Origin of the sequence: Actinomadura sp. NBRC 104412, from assembly GCF_030269515.1 — a bacterium.
In the GTDB taxonomy this organism is placed as follows: domain Bacteria; phylum Actinomycetota; class Actinomycetes; order Streptosporangiales; family Streptosporangiaceae; genus Spirillospora.
On sequence record NZ_BSTM01000020.1, the window covers coordinates 39,482 to 58,704 of the forward strand.

18 protein-coding genes and 1 pseudogene are annotated in these 19,223 nt (G+C 70.9%); 11 read left to right on the plus strand and 8 right to left on the minus strand.

Translation table 11 applies throughout. The annotated features are described in order from the left end of the window. Positions 1-6 precede the first annotated feature (6 nt). Positions 7-2,277 (plus strand): heavy metal translocating P-type ATPase, encoded by a 2,271-nt coding sequence (locus QSK21_RS23470; protein WP_285698937.1) that lies wholly within the window; start codon positions 7-9, stop codon positions 2,275-2,277. A gap of 424 nt (positions 2,278-2,701) precedes the next feature. Here the strand turns inward: QSK21_RS23470 and QSK21_RS23475 are convergent, their stop codons facing one another. Continuing rightward, a complete protein-coding gene (locus QSK21_RS23475; RefSeq protein WP_285698938.1) occupies positions 2,702-3,310 on the minus strand; it encodes a TenA family protein in 609 nt (202 codons plus the stop codon). A 264-nt stretch (positions 3,311-3,574) separates the two neighbouring features. Beyond that, on the minus strand, positions 3,575-4,033 hold the full coding sequence (locus tag QSK21_RS23480; RefSeq protein WP_285698939.1) for a carboxymuconolactone decarboxylase family protein: 459 nt from the start codon (positions 4,031-4,033) through the stop codon (positions 3,575-3,577). A gap of 169 nt (positions 4,034-4,202) precedes the next feature. Here QSK21_RS23480 and QSK21_RS23485 point away from each other — a divergent pair, with 169 nt between their 5' ends. Next, positions 4,203-5,183, plus strand: a complete 981-nt coding sequence (locus QSK21_RS23485; RefSeq protein WP_285698940.1) for an NUDIX domain-containing protein — start codon at positions 4,203-4,205, stop codon at positions 5,181-5,183. Between the two features lie 43 nt (positions 5,184-5,226). On the opposite strand, the gene QSK21_RS23490 is transcribed toward QSK21_RS23485, so the two are convergent. Further along, positions 5,227-5,586, minus strand: coding sequence for an antibiotic biosynthesis monooxygenase (locus QSK21_RS23490; RefSeq protein ID WP_285698941.1), 360 nt, complete (start codon positions 5,584-5,586; stop codon positions 5,227-5,229). Positions 5,587-5,867: 281 nt separating this feature from the next. Here QSK21_RS23490 and QSK21_RS23495 point away from each other — a divergent pair, with 281 nt between their 5' ends. The 3 genes from QSK21_RS23495 (at position 5,868) to QSK21_RS23505 (ending at position 8,498) form a co-directional block, all read left to right on the plus strand. Continuing rightward, positions 5,868-6,305 carry a hypothetical protein gene (locus tag QSK21_RS23495; protein ID WP_285698942.1) on the plus strand — a complete coding sequence of 146 codons (438 nt, stop codon included), beginning with the start codon at positions 5,868-5,870 and terminating at the stop codon, positions 6,303-6,305. Between the two features lie 67 nt (positions 6,306-6,372). Then, positions 6,373-6,945 carry an NADPH-dependent FMN reductase gene (locus tag QSK21_RS23500; RefSeq protein WP_285698944.1) on the plus strand — a complete coding sequence of 191 codons (573 nt, stop codon included), beginning with the start codon at positions 6,373-6,375 and terminating at the stop codon, positions 6,943-6,945. Beyond that, on the plus strand, positions 6,942-8,498 hold the full coding sequence (locus tag QSK21_RS23505) for a DHA2 family efflux MFS transporter permease subunit (RefSeq protein ID WP_285698946.1): 1,557 nt from the start codon (positions 6,942-6,944) through the stop codon (positions 8,496-8,498). Before QSK21_RS23500 ends, QSK21_RS23505 begins: the two co-directional genes overlap by 4 nt. Here the strand turns inward: QSK21_RS23505 and QSK21_RS23510 are convergent. Beyond that, the gene (locus tag QSK21_RS23510) at positions 8,414-8,836 is read right to left on the minus strand and encodes a winged helix-turn-helix transcriptional regulator (RefSeq protein ID WP_352231313.1); all 423 of its coding nucleotides are present in this window, start codon (positions 8,834-8,836) and stop codon (positions 8,414-8,416) included. The genes QSK21_RS23505 and QSK21_RS23510 overlap by 85 nt on opposite strands. A gap of 121 nt (positions 8,837-8,957) precedes the next feature. Between QSK21_RS23510 and QSK21_RS23515 the strand changes: the two genes are divergently transcribed. The 5 genes from QSK21_RS23515 (at position 8,958) to QSK21_RS23535 (ending at position 13,958) form a co-directional block, all read left to right on the plus strand. Then, positions 8,958-10,367 (plus strand): MFS transporter, encoded by a 1,410-nt coding sequence (locus QSK21_RS23515; protein ID WP_285698948.1) that lies wholly within the window; start codon positions 8,958-8,960, stop codon positions 10,365-10,367. Positions 10,368-10,462: 95 nt separating this feature from the next. Beyond that, positions 10,463-11,404, plus strand: coding sequence for an ABC transporter ATP-binding protein (locus QSK21_RS23520; RefSeq protein WP_285698950.1), 942 nt, complete (start codon positions 10,463-10,465; stop codon positions 11,402-11,404). Between the two features lies 1 nt (position 11,405). Further along, a complete protein-coding gene (locus tag QSK21_RS23525) occupies positions 11,406-12,146 on the plus strand; it encodes an ABC transporter permease (protein ID WP_285698951.1) in 741 nt (246 codons plus the stop codon). 14 nt (positions 12,147-12,160) lie between these two features. After that, on the plus strand, positions 12,161-13,339 hold the full coding sequence (locus QSK21_RS23530; protein WP_285698953.1) for a sensor histidine kinase: 1,179 nt from the start codon (positions 12,161-12,163) through the stop codon (positions 13,337-13,339). Continuing rightward, positions 13,332-13,958, plus strand: coding sequence for a response regulator (locus QSK21_RS23535; RefSeq protein WP_285698955.1), 627 nt, complete (start codon positions 13,332-13,334; stop codon positions 13,956-13,958). The genes QSK21_RS23530 and QSK21_RS23535 overlap by 8 nt, the downstream gene beginning before the upstream one ends. Before the next feature lie 12 nt (positions 13,959-13,970). On the opposite strand, the gene QSK21_RS36180 is transcribed toward QSK21_RS23535, so the two are convergent. Both QSK21_RS36180 and QSK21_RS36185 read right to left on the minus strand, forming a co-directional pair. Continuing rightward, positions 13,971-14,378 (minus strand): sensor histidine kinase, encoded by a 408-nt coding sequence (locus tag QSK21_RS36180; RefSeq protein WP_352231314.1) that lies wholly within the window; start codon positions 14,376-14,378, stop codon positions 13,971-13,973. Continuing rightward, positions 14,372-14,875 (minus strand): annotated as a pseudogene (locus QSK21_RS36185) (D-alanyl-D-alanine carboxypeptidase family protein); the annotation flags it as partial. The pseudogene QSK21_RS36185 and the gene QSK21_RS36180, both read right to left, overlap by 7 nt. Before the next feature lie 146 nt (positions 14,876-15,021). Here QSK21_RS36185 and QSK21_RS23545 point away from each other — a divergent pair. After that, positions 15,022-15,735 (plus strand): class I SAM-dependent methyltransferase, encoded by a 714-nt coding sequence (locus tag QSK21_RS23545; RefSeq protein ID WP_285698957.1) that lies wholly within the window; start codon positions 15,022-15,024, stop codon positions 15,733-15,735. Positions 15,736-15,793: 58 nt separating this feature from the next. Here the strand turns inward: QSK21_RS23545 and QSK21_RS23550 are convergent, their stop codons facing one another. Both QSK21_RS23550 and brxD read right to left on the minus strand, forming a co-directional pair. Then, positions 15,794-17,890, minus strand: a complete 2,097-nt coding sequence (locus tag QSK21_RS23550) for a DEAD/DEAH box helicase (RefSeq protein WP_285698958.1) — start codon at positions 17,888-17,890, stop codon at positions 15,794-15,796. Next, positions 17,890-19,203 (minus strand): BREX system ATP-binding protein BrxD, encoded by a 1,314-nt coding sequence (brxD, locus tag QSK21_RS23555; protein WP_285698959.1) that lies wholly within the window; start codon positions 19,201-19,203, stop codon positions 17,890-17,892. Before brxD ends, QSK21_RS23550 begins: the two co-directional genes overlap by 1 nt. Between the last annotated feature and the right edge of the window lie 20 nt (positions 19,204-19,223).

The following is a 19,223-nucleotide window of genomic DNA, read 5'->3' on the forward strand; positions in this document are numbered from 1 at the left end:
GCGGAGATGAGCACGGAAGTGACCCGCGGCCGGGTCGAGCTGACGATCGGCGGCATGACGTGCGCCTCGTGCGCCGCCCGCGTCGAGAAGCGGCTGAACAAGATCGAGGGCGTGACCGCCAGCGTCAACTACGCCACGGAGAAGGCCAGGGTCGACTACCCCGACGGCGTGACCGTGGACGATCTGATCGCGCAGGTGGAGAAGGCCGGGTACACGGCCGAGCCGCCACCGCCGCCCAAGCCCGCCGTCCCCGCCGGGTCCGGGGACGACTCCGCGGAGGAGGACGACGGCCTGCGCCCGCTGCGGCAACGGCTGGTGACGGCGATCGTGCTGTCGGTCCCGGTGGTCGCGATGGCGATGGTGCCGGCCTGGCAGTTCGACAACTGGCAGTGGCTGTCGCTGACCCTGGCCGCGCCGGTGGTGGTGTACGCGGGATGGCCGTTCCACAAGGCCGCCTGGACGAACCTGCGGCACGGCACCGCGACCATGGACACGCTGGTGTCCCTGGGCACGCTGGCGGCGTTCGGCTGGTCGCTGTGGGCGCTGTTCTGGGGCATGGCGGGCGAGCCGGGGATGAAGCACGAGTTCGAGTTCTCGGTGACCCGCACCGACGGGTCGATGAACATCTACCTGGAGACCGCCTCCGCGGTGATCGCGTTCATCCTCGCCGGACGGTACTTCGAGGCCCGCGCCAAGCGGCGCGCCGGGTCGGCGCTGCGCGCGCTGATGGAACTGGGCGCCAAGGACGTCGCCGTCCTGCGCGACGGCGGACGCGAGGAGCGGATCCCCGTCGAGCGACTGGCGGTCGGCGACGTGTTCGTCGTCCGTCCCGGCGAGAAGATCGCCACGGACGGCGAGGTGGTCGAGGGATCGTCCGCCGTGGACGCCTCCCTGCTGACCGGCGAGTCGGTCCCGGTCGAGGTCGGTCCCGGGGACACCGTGACGGGCGCCACCGTCAACGCCGGCGGGCGGCTGCTGGTGCGCGCCACCCGGGTCGGGTCCGACACGCGGCTGGCGCAGATGGCGCGGCTGGTGGAGGAGGCGCAGGGCGGCAAGGCGAAGGTGCAGCGCCTGGCCGACCGGATCTCCGGGGTGTTCGTGCCGATCGTGATCGCGCTGGCCGTGGGCACGCTGGGGTTCTGGCTGGGCACCGGCGGCGGCGCGGCGGCCGCGTTCACCGCCGCGGTGGCCGTGCTGATCATCGCCTGCCCGTGCGCGCTGGGCCTGGCCACCCCGACCGCGCTCATGGTCGGGACGGGACGGGGCGCCCAGTTCGGCATCCTGATCAAGGGGCCGGAGGTGCTGGAGTCCACCCGCGCGATCGACACGGTCGTCCTGGACAAGACCGGCACCGTCACCACCGGCCAGATGTCCTTGGTGGATGTCATCACCGCCGAGGGCGTGGACGAGAACACGGTGCTGCGCCTGGCCGGAGCCTTGGAGAACGCCTCCGAACACCCCATCGCGCAGGCCATCGCCACCGGCGCCGCAGGTCGCGCCGGAGAGCTCGGCAAGGTGGAGGACTTCGCCAACGTCGAGGGCATGGGCGTCCAGGGGATCGTGGACGGTCACGGCGTCCTGGTGGGACGGCCGCAACTGCTGGCCGAGTGGTCGCAGCACCTGCCGCCCGAGCTGGAGAAGGCGATGCGGGAGGCGCGGGAACTCGGCCACACCGCGGTGGCGGTCGGCATCGACGGCGCCGCCCAGGCCGTGATCACGGTCGCGGACCAGGTGAAGCCGGGCTCGGCCGAGGCCGTCGAGCGGCTGCGCGCGCTGGGGCTCCGTCCCGTCCTGCTCACCGGGGACGCCGAGGCCGTGGCCCGCACGGTCGCGGGCACCGTCGGCATCGACGAGGTCGTCGCCGAGGTGCTGCCCGAGGGCAAGGTCGACGTGATCAATCGGCTGAAGGGCGAGGGCCGCACGGTCGCGATGGTCGGGGACGGTGTGAACGACGCCGCCGCGCTCGCCGAGGCCGACCTGGGCCTGGCCATGGGCACCGGCACGGACGTGGCCATCGAGGCGTCCGACCTGACCTTGGTCAGCGGTGACCTGCGGGTCGCCGCCGACGCGATCAGGCTGGCCCGCCGCACCCTCGCGACGATCAAGGGCAATCTGTTCTGGGCCTTCGGCTACAACGTCGCGGCCCTGCCGCTGGCCGCCGCGGGCCTGCTCAACCCGATGATCGCGGGCGCGGCGATGGCGTTCTCGTCGGTCTTCGTGGTCAGCAACAGCCTGAGGCTGCGCCGCTTCAAGCCGCTGCACACCGGCACCGGCTGATCGGGACGGGATCCGCTCGGCGTCCTTCGAGCCCTTCCCCAGTTCTGGGGGAGGGCTGAGGACGCCGAGCGACGCCGCCGCATCCAAGGAGCCTGCCCGCCCACCGCCGCCAGGTGATTCCGCATCGGATCGCCGTACGGTCGTCCGCGGGCGAGGCGTCCCGGCGCTCCACCGCCCGTCCGGTGCCCGCCTCGGGATCAGATCCGCCGAGCGCCTTGCGAACGGCCTCGGGGCCGCCGCCCGTCCCGGCCGGCAGGAGGATCGCGGTGAGGAGCACCGGCCGCAGCACCTTACGCGCGCCGAACGAACGGTCGGCGGGTGGCGAACGGCGGAAGCCCAACCGCACGGTCGGACCCTACCTCGCCCTCCGCATCTGGACCCTTACTCAGGTCCTCAATGCCATGGCGGACGCTCGCGCGGTGGTTCAGAGCGGGACGTCCCAGAACGCGACCTCATGGCGCATGCCCTCCAGGAATGCGCGCTCGGCCACCGCCCGATCGGGGGCCGCCTCGTCGATCATCTGCGCGATGCGGCGGGTCAGCTCGGCGAAGCCCGGATCGGCGTACGTGTCGACCCAGCGCCGGTAGCGGGGCTCGGTAGGCGGATCCGCGGCCAGCCGCCCGCCCAGCGTGGAGTAACCCCACATGCAGGGGTAGAGCGCGGCCAGCCCTTCCCCGTACGAGGCGGCGCTGTCCAGCAGGAACGCGGTGTACGCGGCGCACGCCGGGCCCTTCTGTGCCCCGTCCAGATCGGCTCCGAACTCCCCCGACAGCGAGCGGTGCAGCGACAGCTCCTCGTGGAGCGTCGAGTGCGCGAGGTCGACGAGATCCCCGAGATGGGCGTCCGGGGCCTGCCAGGCCAGCCGGGAGAAGACCCGCACGTAGTCGAGCAGGAACAGATAGTCCTGCTCCAGCCAGGAACGGAAGACGGCCTCGTCCAGGTCGCCGTGCGCGATGCCCGCCACGGTCGGATGCTTCAGCTGTTCCTCGACCAGCGGCCGGCCGAGCTCCTCGAGATGCGCGGCGAGACTCATGCCGCCAAGTCTGCCAGCGGCACCCATCCCGGAAGAAACGACCAGGCCCCGCCAGGTCGTGGACCTGGCGGGGCCGTCAGTCAGTGACCGGTGTGCGGGTCGCCTCTCGGCGAACGGCACAACGCGGCTCCAGCCGAACGGTATTCCGCGAAGGCAAAAGGTGAGGCCCGGGGACACCAGGCACACCGGCCACCATGTATAACCACCGGCCCCCGCCCCATGTTCCCGCTCCCGCATTCTTTGCCAGCCGTCTTCGGCCGCCGGTCAGGCCCAGCGGGCTTCGGCGGGCTCCCTGACGGTGGTGTTGATGCGGTTGAAGAAGTTGGTGATCGCGATCATCAGGATGATGGCGGACAGCCCGCGCTCGTCGAAGTGCTTGGCCGCCGCGTCCCAGATCGCGTCCGTGACCGCGGCGGGCGTGTCGGCCAGCCGGGTCGCCGCCTCGGTCATCTCCAGGGCGGCCCGTTCCGCGTCGCTGTAGCAACTCGCCTCCCGCCACGCGGGTAGCTGGAGCAGCCGCTCGGTCGACTCCCCGGACGTGGCGGCCTGGCGCGTCCCGATGTTGATGCACGCGGCGCACCCGTTGATCTGGCTGGCCCGCATATGCACCAGCTCCAGGGTCGCCTGCGGGACCCCGCCCGAGCGGATCGCCTTCGTGAGCGTCTGGATCCCCGACATCACGTCCGGGAGGACCATCGCGGGGTTCTTCATCCGGGCTTCCATGTATCTCTCCTTCGGTCGTCCTCCCCCCGATGACGCATCCCCCAACCGCGATGTGACGCCCCACGAGTTCACGCCCCCGCCTCGGACGGGATGACATGCTCATGACCGGTACGAAAAAGCGGGAGGACCGGTGGTCGAAGGCGTCAACGCACTCGTGATCTTTACGGATATGCGCGGCTTCAGCAGGTGGTCGGAGGCCAACGAGGTCTTCGTCAACCTGCGCGGCTTCATCGACGGCTTCATGACGATCCTGCGCACCCGGTTCAAGGCGCCGACGTTCGAGATCAGGTCCCGCGGCGACGGCGCGCTGATCTACCGGCGGATCGAGGCGGAGATGAGCCGCGCCGAGGTGACCCGCCTGCTCGCCAGGACCCTGACCGCCGTCCGGCAGGTCGAAGCCGACTTCCGGCGGCACTGCCGGGAGTTCGGCCGCCGCGTCGGTCACGGCGCCGACCTCAGCCTGGGCTGGGGCATCGTCCGCGGCCGCGTCATCGCCGTGGACGACGACCTCGCCGGCCACAACGTCAACAAATGCGCCCGGCTGTGCAACCAGGCCCGCCCGTACGGGATCATCCTCGACCGCGACGACTTCCCCGACCTCCCCCGCGACGCGCGCGGATTCGTCCAGCAGGACCGGATCCTGGACGGCATGGACGTGGCCCGCGTCTGGGTGACCAGCGAGATCGCCTCCCAGTTCGTCCCGCGAGAGCGTTTGCGCGAGACCCCTGAGGTACACGTCGCGGGCACCTGCCTCGCCCAGGGCCCCGGCGGGACCATCACGCTCCTGGTGGCGCGCCGCTCACCCCACCGAAGGCTGTTCCCGGGCCTCCTGGAAGGCTGCGGCGGCCAGCTACGGCGCTCAGAGACCTTCGCCGACGGAGTACGCCGGCACTTCCGCACCGAACTCGGCCTGGACGTAGAAGTCCTGGAGGATCTGCACGTCTTCTACGCCATCAGGGAACCGGGAGAGCCGGTCATCCCAGGCATCCGCTTCCTGTGCCGCCGCATCGGAACGAACGAACCGGTCTCCTCGAACCACTCAGAACTCCGCTGGGTCACCGTCCAGGAATTCGCCAACCTGCCGGGCGAGGACTTCGTCGGCAACCTGAAACAAGAGGTCATCGACCTCCTTCAGCGCTACCACGCATGAGAAACGCGGCGCCGGCGTCCCGTTGTGATGATCCTTGCCGCCGTCAGCCGGTCCGCCGGGGTCCGGGGCCGACTTCGCGGACGACGACGTATCGCGGATCGCCGCTCATCCGCGGTTCGGCCTTGCCCGTCAGACCGTCCAGAGCCGCCCTGATCGCGGCCATCCGCCCCTCGGTGTCGGAGGTCGCCTCGAAGTGGCGATAGTCGGCCTCGGTGGCCCAGTGAACGATGTTGTAGACCCGCGTACCGTCGACGCTCACGTGGAACCGCGCCGACCTGTATCCCGGGTAGAACCTGACCCACCGCTCCTGTATCTCCGCGAAGGTCTCCACCAGCTCCCGCTGCGTCCGCGGTCCATCCACCGTGTAGTCGATGATCGAGTAGAAGCCCTCGTCCGTCCCCATGCCCGAGCCTCCGTGTGCACGATAACGATCAACAGCCCGGATCCTGCAACCCCAAGCACACTCGAGGTCAACCCGGACGGGCTGCATGTCGAAGAGGACTCGCTGGCCGCCAGCGTGCCGAGGGGAGCGGGAGTCCTCAAAGAAGGACTCGGCGTCTACGGTGCGAGGAATGCTCAAAAGATGATCGCCGAAGCGTTCGCCAAATGGAGGCTCAGCGCCCGACCACGGCCCATCGCTGCGGCCATCGGGGCCTTTATCGACAAGCATTTCAAGGGGAAGTAGTGGTCACGATCGTCCCGCCTGCGAAGATCTGCGGTGCCTGCACGCGCCTCAGGACCGTTCCGGATCCTGACGCCGACCGCTATGACTACAGCCGTCCCTACGCAGGGACGACCCTCACGGCGGCGCGGGGGCGGGCGACCGCGTTGGTGTGGGCGGCCGTTCGGGTCCGGGCGGGTGAGCTGAGCATGGACGGGCTGGTGGAGGTGTTCCGGCGGTCTGTTGTCTACTGCGAGGCCGCTGAGGGGCCTGGGTTTGTTGTTCGGGCGGGTGTGGTCCCAGTTTTCAGTTCGCTGCTTGCTGTCGCGCAGGTGCTTGGGGGCGTCTCGTGGTTCGGGGCGTCGGGGCGGGACGTGCTCGGGCAACTGCCGGGTGGGTATCGGGTGAGGCTCGATCCGGGGACGCCGCATGAGGTGTCGATCCCGGCCGTAGGGGCTTGACATCAAGATTGGTTGAGGTTTCAGGCTGGTCCGGCGAGGACGGACGACCGGCTTGGATCGGAGACCAATGGACGAGCACGCCCTCCGAGTGGCGATCATCATCGGGAGCACCCGCAGCGGCAGGTTCGCGCCGACCGTGGGGCGGTGGTTCACCCGGCTGGCCGAGGAGCATGAGGGGCTGCGGCCCGACGTCATCGACCTCGGGAGCCTGGAGGTGCCCTCGGTACTGGGTCTGCCGGACGCCCGTGAGCGGCTTTCCGCGGCCACGGCGGTCCTCGACAGGGCGGACGGGTTCGTCGTCCTCACCCCGGAGTACAACCACAGCTTCCCCGGCACGCTGAAGAACTTCATCGACCTGCACGACTCGCAATGGCGGGCCAAGCCGGTCGGGTTCGTCTCCTACGGCGGCAGGGCCGGAGGGCAGCGCGCGGTGGAGCATCTGCGGCTGGTGTTCGCCGAGCTGCACGCGGTGACGATCCGCGAAACGGTCAGCATCCACAACCCCTGGGGGCGGTTCGGCGCCGACGGCTCCCCTGACGACCCGGGGGCGTCCGGCGCCGCCAAGGCCATGCTCGACCAGCTCGTGTGGTGGGGCCGCGCGCTGCGGGACGCCCGCGCCGTCCGGCCGTACGGCACGTGAACGAGAAGAGGGGCATCGACGTGAAGAACGAGGAGACCGCACCCGGCAGAGGGGCGATGGCGATCGCGCTCGTCCTGGTCCTGGGGATGACGGTCACGACGCTGGACATGACCGTGGTGAACGTCGCGATCGCCCACCTGTCGGAAGGCTTCGCGGCGCCGCTGGCCACGGTCCAGTGGGTCGCGACCGGCTACTCGCTGGCGCTGGGCGCGATGATCCCCGTGTCGGCCTGGCTGGTGGGACGGTTCGGGGCCAAGCGCCTGTACCTGACCGCGATCACGACGTTCGCGGCGGGCTCGCTTCTGGCGGGGAGCGCCTGGAACGTCGAGTCGCTGATCGTGTTCCGGGTGGTGCAGGGGTTCGCGGGCGGCCTGGTGATGCCGGTCGGCATGACGATCCTGATCAAGGCGGCCGACCGCGAGCGCCTCGGCCGGCTGATGAGCACGCTGGGCCTGGCGATCCTGATCGGCCCGCTGGCGGGGCCGGTGATCGGCGGCTGGCTGATCGACGAGGTGTCATGGCGGTGGATGTTCTTCATCAACCTGCCGATCGGCGCGCTGGTGGTGACGCTGGCGTCGCGGATCTTCCCGGCGGACGGCCCCCGCGACCCGCGTCCGCTGGACGTGCCCGGCCTGCTGATGCTGTCGCCGGGCCTGGCCCTGCTGATCTACGGGCTGACGACGGGCGGGGAGCGCGGCGACTTCGCCGATCCCGCGGCGCTGGCGCCGTTGCTGGGCGGCGTGGCGCTGGTCGCGGCGTTCGTGGTCCGGGCGTCGTGGGTCCGCCATCCGCTGCTGGACCTGAGCCCGTTCCGTGACCGGGCGTTCGCCGCGGGCGGTGTCACGATGCTGCTGTTCGTGATCGGGTACTTCGGCTCGATGCTGCTGCTCCCGCTCTACTACCAGGTGGTCAGGGGCGAGAGCGCGACGATGGCGGGCCTGCTCGGCATCCCGTGGGCGCTGGCGTCCGGGACGGTGATGCAGTTCGCGGGCCGGATGGCGGACAAGGTGAACCCGGCGCGCACCGTCCCGCTGACCATCGCGCTCGCCGCGGCAGGGTTCGGGCTGTTCGCCTACCAGCTCAGCGCGGACGCCTCGTACTGGGGCCTGGGCGTCGCGCTGCTGATGATAGGCGCGGGCGGCGGGTCCTCGATGATGCCGCTCATGACGGCGGCGACCCGGCGGATGCCGCAGGACCGGGCGGCGGCCGCCAGCACCACGATCAACCTGATCAACAACACCTCCGGCGCGATCGGCATGGCGGTGACGTCGGTGCTGCTCTCGTCCGCGATGGCCGCGCGCGTGCCGGTGGCACGGGAGGGCGGCCTCCAGGCGGTGCAGGGACTAAGTGAGAGCGCCCGTGCGGAGCTCGCGCCCGCCCTGGCGGACGCCTTCCAGTTCACCGCGGTGTTCTCGGTGGCGATGATCGTGCTGTCCCTCGTCCCGGCGCTGCTGCTGCCGCGCCGCGATCAGCGTCCGATCGGGGCCGCCTCCGCCCCGCCGGCCCCCGCGTCCGCGGACGAGGTCTCCGCCGAGGCGGCACGGGCGTCGTAGGCGTCGCGCGCGGCGATGATCTCGGCTTGGTGCCGTTCGGTCCAGTCGACCAGGGCCTTGATCGTCGAGTGCAGGCTCGCGCCGAGCGGGGTGAGCGCGTAGTCCACCCGGGGCGGCACCACCGGGTGGACGGTGCGTTCCACGAGCCCGTCCCGTTCGAGGTGGCGCAGCGTGCGGGCGAGCATGCGCTGGGAGATCCCGTCGACCTCCCGGCGCAGCTCGGTGAAGCGCATGCTGCGCTCGTCCAGCAGCGCGATGATCAACAGTGACCACTTGTCGGCGATCCGGTCGAGGATCTGCCGGACCTCACAGTCCTCGCGGACGTCCCAATTGCGCACGTCGAATCCGGTATCACGGCAGTCACTCGGGGTCCGGAATGTTCCGTCTTCCATAACCGGTCATGGTTCCGCATGATGGGGCCGGTTACAAGAAGGAACCGACCGGCTCGGAAGGAACCCGATGTCCACACCGTCCTCCCCTACGGGTCCGCGCGCCTGGGGGATGCTCCTCGTCCTCTGCGGCGCGATCTTCCTGGAGGGAGCCGACATCGCCATGATGAACGTGGCGCTCCCGTCCATCCGCGCCGACCTGGACCTGTCCACCGCGACGCTGAGCGGTGTGGTGAGCGCGTACGTGCTCGGCTACGGCGGTTTCATGCTGCTCGGCGGGCGCGCCGCCGACCTGCTGGGACGCCGCAGGATGTTCCTGTTCTGGCTGGTGGTGTTCCTGGTCTTCTCCGGGCTGGGCGGGCTGGCCACCGACGGCCGGACGCTGCTGGTCGCCCGCTTCGTGACCGGGGTGTCCGCGGCCTTCCTGACCCCCGCGGGGCTGTCCCTGATCACCACGGGCTTCTCGGGGGAACGGCGCGAACGCGCCCTGCTCATCTACGCCGGGACGGCCGCGGGCGGCTTCTCGCTCGGCTCGGTCGCCGGCGGCCTGCTCACCGGGATCGGCTGGCGCTGGGTGTTCTTCGCTCCCGTGGCGCTGTCCCTGGTGATACTCCTGGCCGCGATCCCGCTGGTCAAGGACCGTGCCCCCGCCGACCGGCCCGCGCTCCGCCGGCTCGACCCGGCGGGCGCCGTCAGCGTCACCCTCGCGATGCTCCTCCTGGTGTACGGGGTGGTGCACCTGGAACACCCCAGCCTCACCACGGCCGGCATGTTCGCCGCGGGGCTCGCCGTCCTGGCCGCGTTCGTCATGATCGAACGGAGGTCGCCCGCGCCCCTGGTGCGGCTGGGCATCCTGCGCTCGGCGCAGCTCGTACGGGCCAACCTCGGTGCCGGGCTGCTGACCGGGGGCTTCTTCGGCTTCCAGTTCCTGGCCACCCTCTATCTGCAGGAACTGCGCGGCTGGTCGGCCCTGGAGACGGGCCTGGCCCTGCTCGTCGTCAGCATCGACGCGGTCCTCGCGCCGACCCTCACCCCGCGCCTGGTCCGGCGGTACGGGCACACCCGCGTGATCTTCGTCGGGTTCCTGCTGGCGCTCGCGGCCTACGCGCTGTTCCTCCAGGTGGGGCCGGACACCGTGTACGCGGCGATGCTGCCGACCATGGTCCTGATCGGCCTGGCCTTCGCGCTCGCCTACGGCCCCATCACCATCGCCGCGACCGAGGACATCGACGAGCGGGAGCAGGGCCTGGCGAGCGGCCTGCTCAACACCGCCTTCCAGTTCGGCGCCGCCTTCGGCGTCTCCGCCGTGACGGCCGTCCACGCCGCCGCGGGCTCCGGGTACGCCGCGATCCGCACCGCGCTGCTCCTCCCGATCGCCGCCGCCGCGCTCGGGGCCGTCACCATCGCGACCGGCGTCCGCTCCCGCCGTACGGCCGCCGCACCCGCCGCCGATGTCCAGGAGCCGACCACCGTCCCGTAAGGGCCGGTCGTAGCCCGGCATCCGCCGATCGGCGGATGCCGGGTCGAGCGTCCCGGCGGATACCGGCCGGGCCCGTACCGGGCGACCCTGGACGCATGCCGATCATCGAAGTCACGGACCTGCGCAAGGTCTACGGGGGCCGCCCGGTCGTCGACGGCGTCGGATTCGCCGTCGAGGAGGGCGAGATCTTCGGGATCCTCGGCACGAACGGCGCGGGCAAGACCACGACCGTCGAGTGCATCGAGGGGCTGCGCGTCCCCGACTCCGGGACCGTCCGGGTGGACGGCCTCGACCCCATCGCCGACCGGGAGCGGATCACCCGAATCCTCGGCGTCCAGCTCCAGGAGAGCCGGCTACAGAACAAGATCACCGTACGGGAGGCGCTGGAGCTCCACAGCGCCATCTACGCCGCGCCCCCACGGAACGGGCGGAAGGCGGCGGGCTGGGAGCCGCTGGCCGAACGGCTCGGGCTCACCGGCAAGCTGTCCACGCAGTTCGCCGACCTGTCCGGCGGGCAGAAACAACGGCTGTTCATCGCGCTCGCCCTGATCGGCGACCCCCGGATCGTGGTGCTGGACGAGCTCACCACCGGCTTGGACCCGCGCGCCCGCCGCGACACCTGGCGGCTGATCGAGGACGTCAGGGACGCGGGCGTCACCGTCCTGCTCGTCACCCACCTGATGGAGGAGGCGCAGCGCCTCTGTGACCGGGTCGCCGTCATCGACTCGGGCCGGCTGGTCGCCCTCGACACCCCGGACGGGCTGATCAGCGGCACGGCGCGCAACACCGAGATCGCGTTCACCCCGTCCCGTCCGGTGGACGAGGCGGAGCTGGCGGCGCTGCCGGAGATCGGGACCGTGCGCCGGCAGGGCGACCGGATCACCATCCACGGCAGCGACACCACCGTCAACGCCGTCATCACCCTGCTGGCCCGGCACCGGATCACCGCGCACCGGCTGCGGGTCACCGACGCCACCCTCGACGACGCCTTCCTCAACCTCACCGACAAGAGCGCCACCGAGAAGCGGGGGTCCTGACGTGTCCGCCTCCACCGCCGTCCTGAAGGCCGAGTCCCGGCTGTTCCTGCGCGAGCCGTTCACCTTGTTCTGGATCGTCGGCTTCCCCGCCCTGCTGGTCGCGATCCTCGGGCTGATCCCCTCGTTCCGCGAGGTCTCCGAGGGCCTGGGCGGGCGTCGCGTCATCGACCTGTACGTCCCCATCGGCGTGCTGCTCGCCATGATCGTCGCGGGGATCCAGGGGCTGCCGCCCGTGCTGTCCGGCTACCGCGAGAACGGCATCCTGCGCCGCATGTCCACCACCCCGGTACGGGCCGGGTCCCTGCTCGCCGCGCAGATCGTCCTGCACGCGGCGTGTGCGGTCGGCTCGGCCGCGCTGGTCATCGCCGTGGGCAGGGCGGCGTTCGGCGTGCCCTTCCCCGAGCACGTCCCCGGCTATCTGGCCGCGCTGCTGCTGGCCGTGCTGAGCGCCATCGCCACCGGAGCCGCCGTCGCCGCGGTGTCGCCCAACACCAAGGTCACCGCCGTCGTCGGCTCGATCGTGTTCTTCCCCTCGATGTTCACCGCGGGGGTGTGGGCGCCGGTGCAGGTCCTGCCGCCCCTGCTCCAGGACATCGTCGAGTTCAGCCCGTTCGGCGCCGCGTCCCAGGCCCTCGACCAGGCGTCGCGCGGAGCCTGGCCGGACTGGTCGCTGCTCGCGGTCATCGCCCTGTGGACGGTCGCACTCGTCGTGGCCGCCGTGCGGTGGTTCCGGTGGGAATGACGGACACTGTCATCGTGAGGCCACCGGACGAGGACGTATGGGCGCGGTTCTTCCGCTGGGGGCCGTACGGCCTGCTCGCCCTGTCGACGTGCCTGGCCTACCTCAGCTTCGACGTCATGTCCGCGGGCGGGCAGGAGCTCATGGCCCCGGTGCTCGCGGTCACCATCACGCTGCAGATCCTGCGTACCGTCGGCCGGGTTCCCGGCCCGGTGTACTTCTGGGCGCGGACGGTCCTGGCCTTCGTGCTCACCTGGCTGAACCCGTTCTTCGGCATCTTCGCCGTCATCGCCTACTTCGACGCCCCCCGGCTGCTGAAGCGGGGCAGGCCGGTGATGGCCGGTGTCATGGTCAACGCGGTCACCATGGCCGGTTCCCAGTCCGGCGGCCTGCCCCCCGCGAACGCCGTCGTCTGGGCGCTGTTCGGCGGGCTGCTGGTCCTGCACGTCACGCTCCTCCTGGTGATGACCACGCTCACCGCCCGCGAGGAACGGCAGACCGCCGCCAAGATCGCCATGATCGAGGAGCTGGAGCGCACCAACGCCCGGCTCGAACAGGCCCTCCGCGAGAACGCAGCCCTTCACGAGCAGCTCCTCGTCCAGGCCAGGGAGGCGGGCGTGAACGACGAGCGCCGCCGCCTCGCCGCCGAGATCCACGACACTATCGCGCAGGGCCTGGCCGGCATCGTCACCCAGCTCCAGGCGGCGGGCGACACCCCCGACGCGTCCCGCGAGCACATCGAGCGGGCCGCCGCGCTCGCCCGCGAGAGCCTGCGGGAGGCCCGGCGCGCCGTCCACAACCTGGCGCCCGCGCCGCTGGAGCACGACACCCTCCCCGAGGCCCTCAAAAAGATCGTCAACACCTGCCCGGAAGCCCACCTCACCGTCACCGGCCTCGTGGAACCCCTGCACGAGGAGATCGAGGCCACCCTCCTGCGCATCGCCCAGGAAGCGCTGGCCAACGCCCGCCGCCACGCCCACGCGAGCCGCATCGGTGTCACCCTTTCCTACATGGACGACGAGGTCACTTTGGACGTCCGCGACGACGGCCGCGGATTCTCCGAGCCCGGCGGCGGTTTCGGGCTCAACGGCATGCGCGAGCGGGCCGAACGCGTCCTCGGCATGCTGGAGGTCGAGTCCGAGCCCGGTCAGGGCACCGCCATATCGGCCCGCCTGCCCCTGGTCCGCCATGCCTGACATCACCCTGCTCATCGTCGACGACCACCCCGTCGTCCGGGACGGCCTGCGCGGCATGTTCGACAACGCGCCCGGCTTCTCCGTCTTGGGCGAGGCCGCGGACGGACGGGAGGCCATCGCGCTCGCGACCGACCTGCGTCCCGACGTCGTCCTGATGGACCTGCGCATGCCGGGCCTGGGCGGCGTCGAGGCCATCACCGAGCTCGCCGCGAGGGGCGTCCCCTCGAAGATCCTGGTGCTGACCACCTACGACACCGACTCCGACACCATTCCCGCCATCGAGGCCGGCGCCACCGGCTACCTGCTGAAGGACGCCCCGCGCGACGACCTGTTCACCGCCGTCCGCGCCGCCGCCGAGGGACGCACCGTCCTGTCGCCGGCCATCGCGTCCCGCCTGGTGAACCGCGTACGCGCGCCGCAGGCCACCACGCTCAGCGCGCGCGAGCTCGAGGTGCTGCGCCTGGTCGCCAGGGGCACCGGCAACCGGGAGATAGCCGCCGAGCTGTTCATCAGCCAGGCCACGGTCAAGACGCACCTGTCGCACATCTACGAGAAGCTGGGTGTCAAGGACCGGGCGGCCGCGGTCGCCGCCGCCTACGACAGAGGCATCCTGGGCTGACGGCCGGCCTGCCTACACGTACGCCCCGTTCAAGGACGGCGTTCGCGATGTGGAGGGCAGCCGGACCGTGACCGAGAGGCCGCCGCCGGGGCGGGGGGCGAGGTGAAGGCTCCCATCGTGTGCGCGGACGATGCTCTGCACGATGGCCAGTCCAAGGCCAACGCCGGCGTGCTCGTTGGTGCGGGTGCGGCGCGTTCCCCGTTGGAAGGGTTCGGTGAGGGTGGGGACCAGCTCGGGCGGGACATGCGGGCCGGTGTTGTCCACTTGCAGCACGCCCGCCCCATGCTGGGGCTCGGTGTGGACCGTGATGGTGCCGCCGATGGGCAGATTAACACGGCGTCGGCACGCTCGATGACCCCCAGCGCCCCCGCCACGGAACCGATCGCCCCGGACCCGAGCACCTCCTCCCCCCGCCTCCACGTCCCGTCGCGGCCGATGGTCACCTCCTCGACATCGAACCCGCCGGAACGCAGCGCCTCCGCGACCGCCGCGGCGGTGGCCAGGGAGACGTCGTGCTCGGCGTTCTCTCCCCCGCCTATCACCACGATGCGCCGTGTCATGCGCAGCCAAGCCGCGGCCTTACGCGGGCCGATGTCGACCGCCTCACCCGTCACATGGGCGGACGTCTCCGGCGTCGCCACCCACCGCGCGGCCTCTTCCCGCGACCCGTACTTGACGATGGCGTCCCGCCACAACCGCCGCTGATACGCGGGCGACCGCCAACCACTGTTGACCCGAAGCCGGACACCGTCCCGCTCCGCGTCCACCGCCGCGCGCCGCAACGCGCCAAGAAGACCCGGCTGAAGCCTGCCCACCGCCGGTACCCGATCGTCGAAAACCGAGACCGCCACCGGAACGACCCCGTCCCTCTGATCAACCGAACGGCCCCGAGCCCCCAGTGATGCACCGTGATCCATACCGCCACTGAAGACTCGACCGCGTTGCAGCGACGTATGCGTTTTCCGATACACCCGCGATACACGAGGCTCCGGATTCGGCGCTACGTCCAGACCGACTGGCCGGTTCGTGGCAAAGTGGTGGGGTGCCTGGCGCGCGGTATGGGATGGATGCGCCTTACGGGTTCGGCTTCATGGGCCTGGTCGTGCTGGGGTTCTGGGTGACCGGTGTGGTGATGGCGGTCACCGCCGATCTGGGCGCCGCGCTGCCCGCGCTGGTCTCCGGCACCCTGCTGGCGGGATGCCTGGCCCTGAGCCTGCACACCACGCTGCGCGGCAAGTTCCTGGTCTGGCGGGACGTGCTGGACGAGCTGGACCTACGTGGCGACGAACGGCTGCTCGACCTGGGCTGCGGACGCGGCGCCGTCCTGCTGGCCGCCGCCCGGCACCTCCCGCACGGCCGGGCGGTCGGCGTGGACCTGTGGCGCGGACGGGACCAGTTCGGCAACACCCCGGCGGCCACCCTGCGCAACGCCCGAGCCGAGGGCGTCGCCGACCGCGTCCATGTGCAAGCGGGTGACCTGCGCAGACTCCCGTACGCGGAGGCAAGCTTCGACCTGGTGGTGTCCAGCCTGACGGTGCACACCATCTTCGGCGCGGACGCCCGCGCCCAAGCGATCGCCGAGGCGTACCGGGTGCTGCGACCGGGCGGCCGGCTGCTGATCGCCGACCTGGCGCGGACCCCCCGCCAGTACGCCGCGGTGCTGTCCCGGCTGAACGCCCAGGACATCACCGTACGCAACCTAGGCTGGCGCGCCTGGTGGGGCAGTCCCTGGGTCCCCACCCGCCTACTCACCGCCCGCAAACCAGCCACGACATAGCATCAGAGACGAATGAACCGCCGCGGCGCTCTTGGCTGGTTCGGCCTGCGTTCCCCGATCAGTCCCGGTCAACGACGGTGAAGCGAGTGGTTTCGCCGAGCACCTGTTCGGCGCTGTCGAGGTCGGCGAGGCGGGCCGCCACGGTCGCGGCCGCGAGGTGGGCGGGCAGAGCAACCGAGAACTTCAGGCCCCGGACGGCGCGCGGATCGACTTCAGGCAGTACAAGTGGTGCCTCAGCGTGCGCCGCCTTCCACATGTCAGGCGTCAGATCCTCGCGGAGCCTTACGTACAGGTCCGTTGGGCGCTGAACCTGGTCGGTCACGGATGAGAGTGTTGCGGTCAATGTGGCGTTCGCGCGGTACCCCGCCCACGTCCACCATCGGACGTCGGTGCCTGCGCGAGTGATGAGCGGACCGGCCGGGTGGACTGACGTGGGTGCCTCGTCGACCCGCAGGTGCTCCAGCCGTGTGCTCGCTCTCCGTGTGAGCGTGACGGGCGGGTCGGTGCCGAGCAGGATGTCGCGCATGGCTCGGGTGAGGGCGAACGACAGGCCCGCGATGCCGCCCGCCGTCCATTTGGCGATCCCTCCGCCTTCGGCGGGTTCGACGAAGCAGCGGCGCCTCTTCCAGTCGATGTAGGTGACCTGCCATGTCCGTCCGGCGAGGAGGAGGCGGCGGGGGCCGGGGCGGTGTTCGGTGAGCACGAACGGGTCGGTGCGGCCGATCTCCGCGCGTCCCGACAGGACGGTGAACTGTGGTGGGGCCGTGAACGATGCGGTGAGGTCCATGAAGTGGCGGTGGCCGAACCGCTTTTCCGCTTCGGGACCGATGAACAGCATGCCGTCGTCCTCGTCGAGGAAGCCCTCCGCGACCAGGTGGCGCAGGATCGGTTCGCCGGATCGGTCGAACGGCGGCAGGCCATTCCACTGCTCCGCCCACAGCCTGTTCCCGAGCCGATGTTCCTGGAGCGCGACGGCCAGGATCTGCTGGGCGACCAGGTGACGGGGAATCGGTGGCGCGGCAACATCCTCGACCCACCCTCGTCCCCACAGCAGTAGGAGTCCCGCCGCTTGGAGAAGCGCGCGTTCCTTGGTGGCGAGGAACAGGCAGGATCGTTCGGCTCCGGGGCGGCGGCCAGTGCGTCCCAGGCGTTGCAGGAAGGAGGCCACGCTGGCTGGGGAGTCGATCTGGATCACGCGGTCGAGGTCACCGACGTCGATGCCGAGTTCCAGGGTGGACGTTGAGACGATCACACAGTCACGGGCTTCGGTGAACGCCTGTTCGGAGCGGCGGCGTTCGTCGGCCGACAGTGAGGCGTGGGACAGGAAGGTTGTGACGTCGCGGGCGCGCAGGGCCGCGCCGAGTTGCTCGACCTGGCTTCGCGAGTCGCAGAAGACGAGGCGTTTCTCTCCGAGGTGCAGTGACGCGATGACCTTGGCGGCGTTCTCGATGGAGCCGACGTAGTCAAGTTCGATCCGGGCGGCGGGAGCCGCCGCGAAAGCGGTCGCCTCCGGGGCGACGACCTGGGCGGGCCGGGTCCCGGCACCCGTGCCTTGAAGCCAGGTCAGCAGTTGGCGAGGGTTGCCGACGGTCGCGGACAGGCCGATCCGCTGGATGGGGCTCCCGGTGACGCGGGTGAGGCGTTCCAGGACGGCGAGCAGGTGCCAGCCGCGGTCGTCTCCGGCGAAAGCGTGAACCTCGTCGACGATCACTGCACGAACCTTGCCGAGCACTTCGGCATGGTCGGTCTTGTAGCTGATGAGCATGGACTCCAGCGACTCTGGCGTGGTCAGCAGGATGTCCGGCATGTCCAGGCGGACGCGCCGCCGCTCGGATTCACGGGTGTCGCCGTGCCAGAGTGCGGCTCTGCGGCCAAGCCATTGCGCGTACTGGTCGACGCGGGGGGCGAGGTTGTTGAGCAGCGCCTTGAGGGGGCACAGGTAGAGCACCGAGATGCCGGTCCACTCTTGCTCGGCCATGGCGGTGAGAATCGGGAAGATCGCGGCCTCGGTCTTGCCACCCGCGGTCGGAGCCAGCAAGAGCGCGTCGTCGCCGTCGAGGATGGGGCCGACCGCCTTGTGTTGCAGTGGGCGCAGACCTGGCCATTCGAGCGTGTTGACGATGTGGTGCAGGACGACCGGGTGCAGCCGTTCCATCACACGTCCAGGTCGATGTCGTCCGCTGTGAGGTTCCGTTCGACGTCGGTGAGTTCGGTGCCGGAGACGGTGAGTTCGTAGTGCTCGCGGGGGTCGAAGTCGGGGAACTGGTCGATGCGGTCGAGGACGTCGCCGACGAGTTTCTTCAGGAACAGCCGCGGCGCGACCCCGACCTTGCCGCCGAGAGCGCCGCCGACGGCGCGGGCGAGGTCGGCGATGTAGGCGTCGTCGGCGAGCGCCTTGATCCGCTCGGGGGCGTCGGCTCCCGCCGCGTACAGGTCGCGGATGGTGATGCCGAGCCCTGTCAGCGACTCCAGGGTGAAGCCGGGCAGCCGGACCTGGACGGCCCGCGGGTTGTCGAAGCGCGGGTCGGTGGTGAAGTCGGTCGCCAGCCGCTGGGCGAGCGGCGCGAGCCGCTGCACGCCCTGCCGCCCGTCGTAGAACGCGGGCGTCCCGGTGATCACCAGGTAGAGGCCGGGGAACCGGCCCGAGTGGACCTCGTCGATGAGCTGGCGCAGCGCGTTGAGCGCCTTGTCGCGGACATCGGAGCGGACCCGCTGCAGCGTCTCGACCTCGTCGAGCACCACCAGCAGGCCGGGGTGCCCGCAGTCGCGCAGCACGGTCAGCAGCCCCTGGAGGAAGCCGAGGGCACCGAAGTGGTCGAGATCTCCGCGCACCCCGGCGCCGTGCCGGGCGGCGGCGGCGACGTGCGGCTGCCCGCCGAGCCAGGCCAGGACGGCGGCGGCGGTGGTCTCGTCGCCGGCGGTGAGCGCCGTCCGGTAGCCGCGCAACGCGGTCGCGAACATCGACGCCTTCCGCGACACCTCCGCGAGTCGCGCCGTCAGCAGCCGGTCGACCTCGTCCGCGAGGTCCTCTTCGGACGCACCGGCCGCAAGGGCGTCCTCCTCCAGCGCGTAGAACCAGGCGTCCACCACCGGCCGCAGCGCGCTCGGCGGGAAGCTGGCGGTGGTGAGCCGTTCGGTAAGCCGCCGGTAGACGGTCTCCAGCCTGTGCAGGGGCGTCTCGGTCTCGGAGATCTGGATCTCGGCGACGGCGAAGTTGCGGCGTTTCGCGCGCTCACCTAGCCACCGTGTGAAGAACGTTTTGCCGGACCCGTACTCGCCGCGGACGGCCTTGAACACCGATCCGCCGGACGCGGCCGCGTCCAGTTCCGCGTCGAGCGCGACCTCGAACCGGTCGAGACCGGTGGCCAGCAGGTCCAGTCCGCTCTCGGGCACCGCGCCGCGGCGCAGCGCGTCGATGACGCCGCGCCGCCGGGCGGCGCTGATCTGGCTGGATCGTGCGGTGCTCACGCCCACCAGTGTTCCATCCA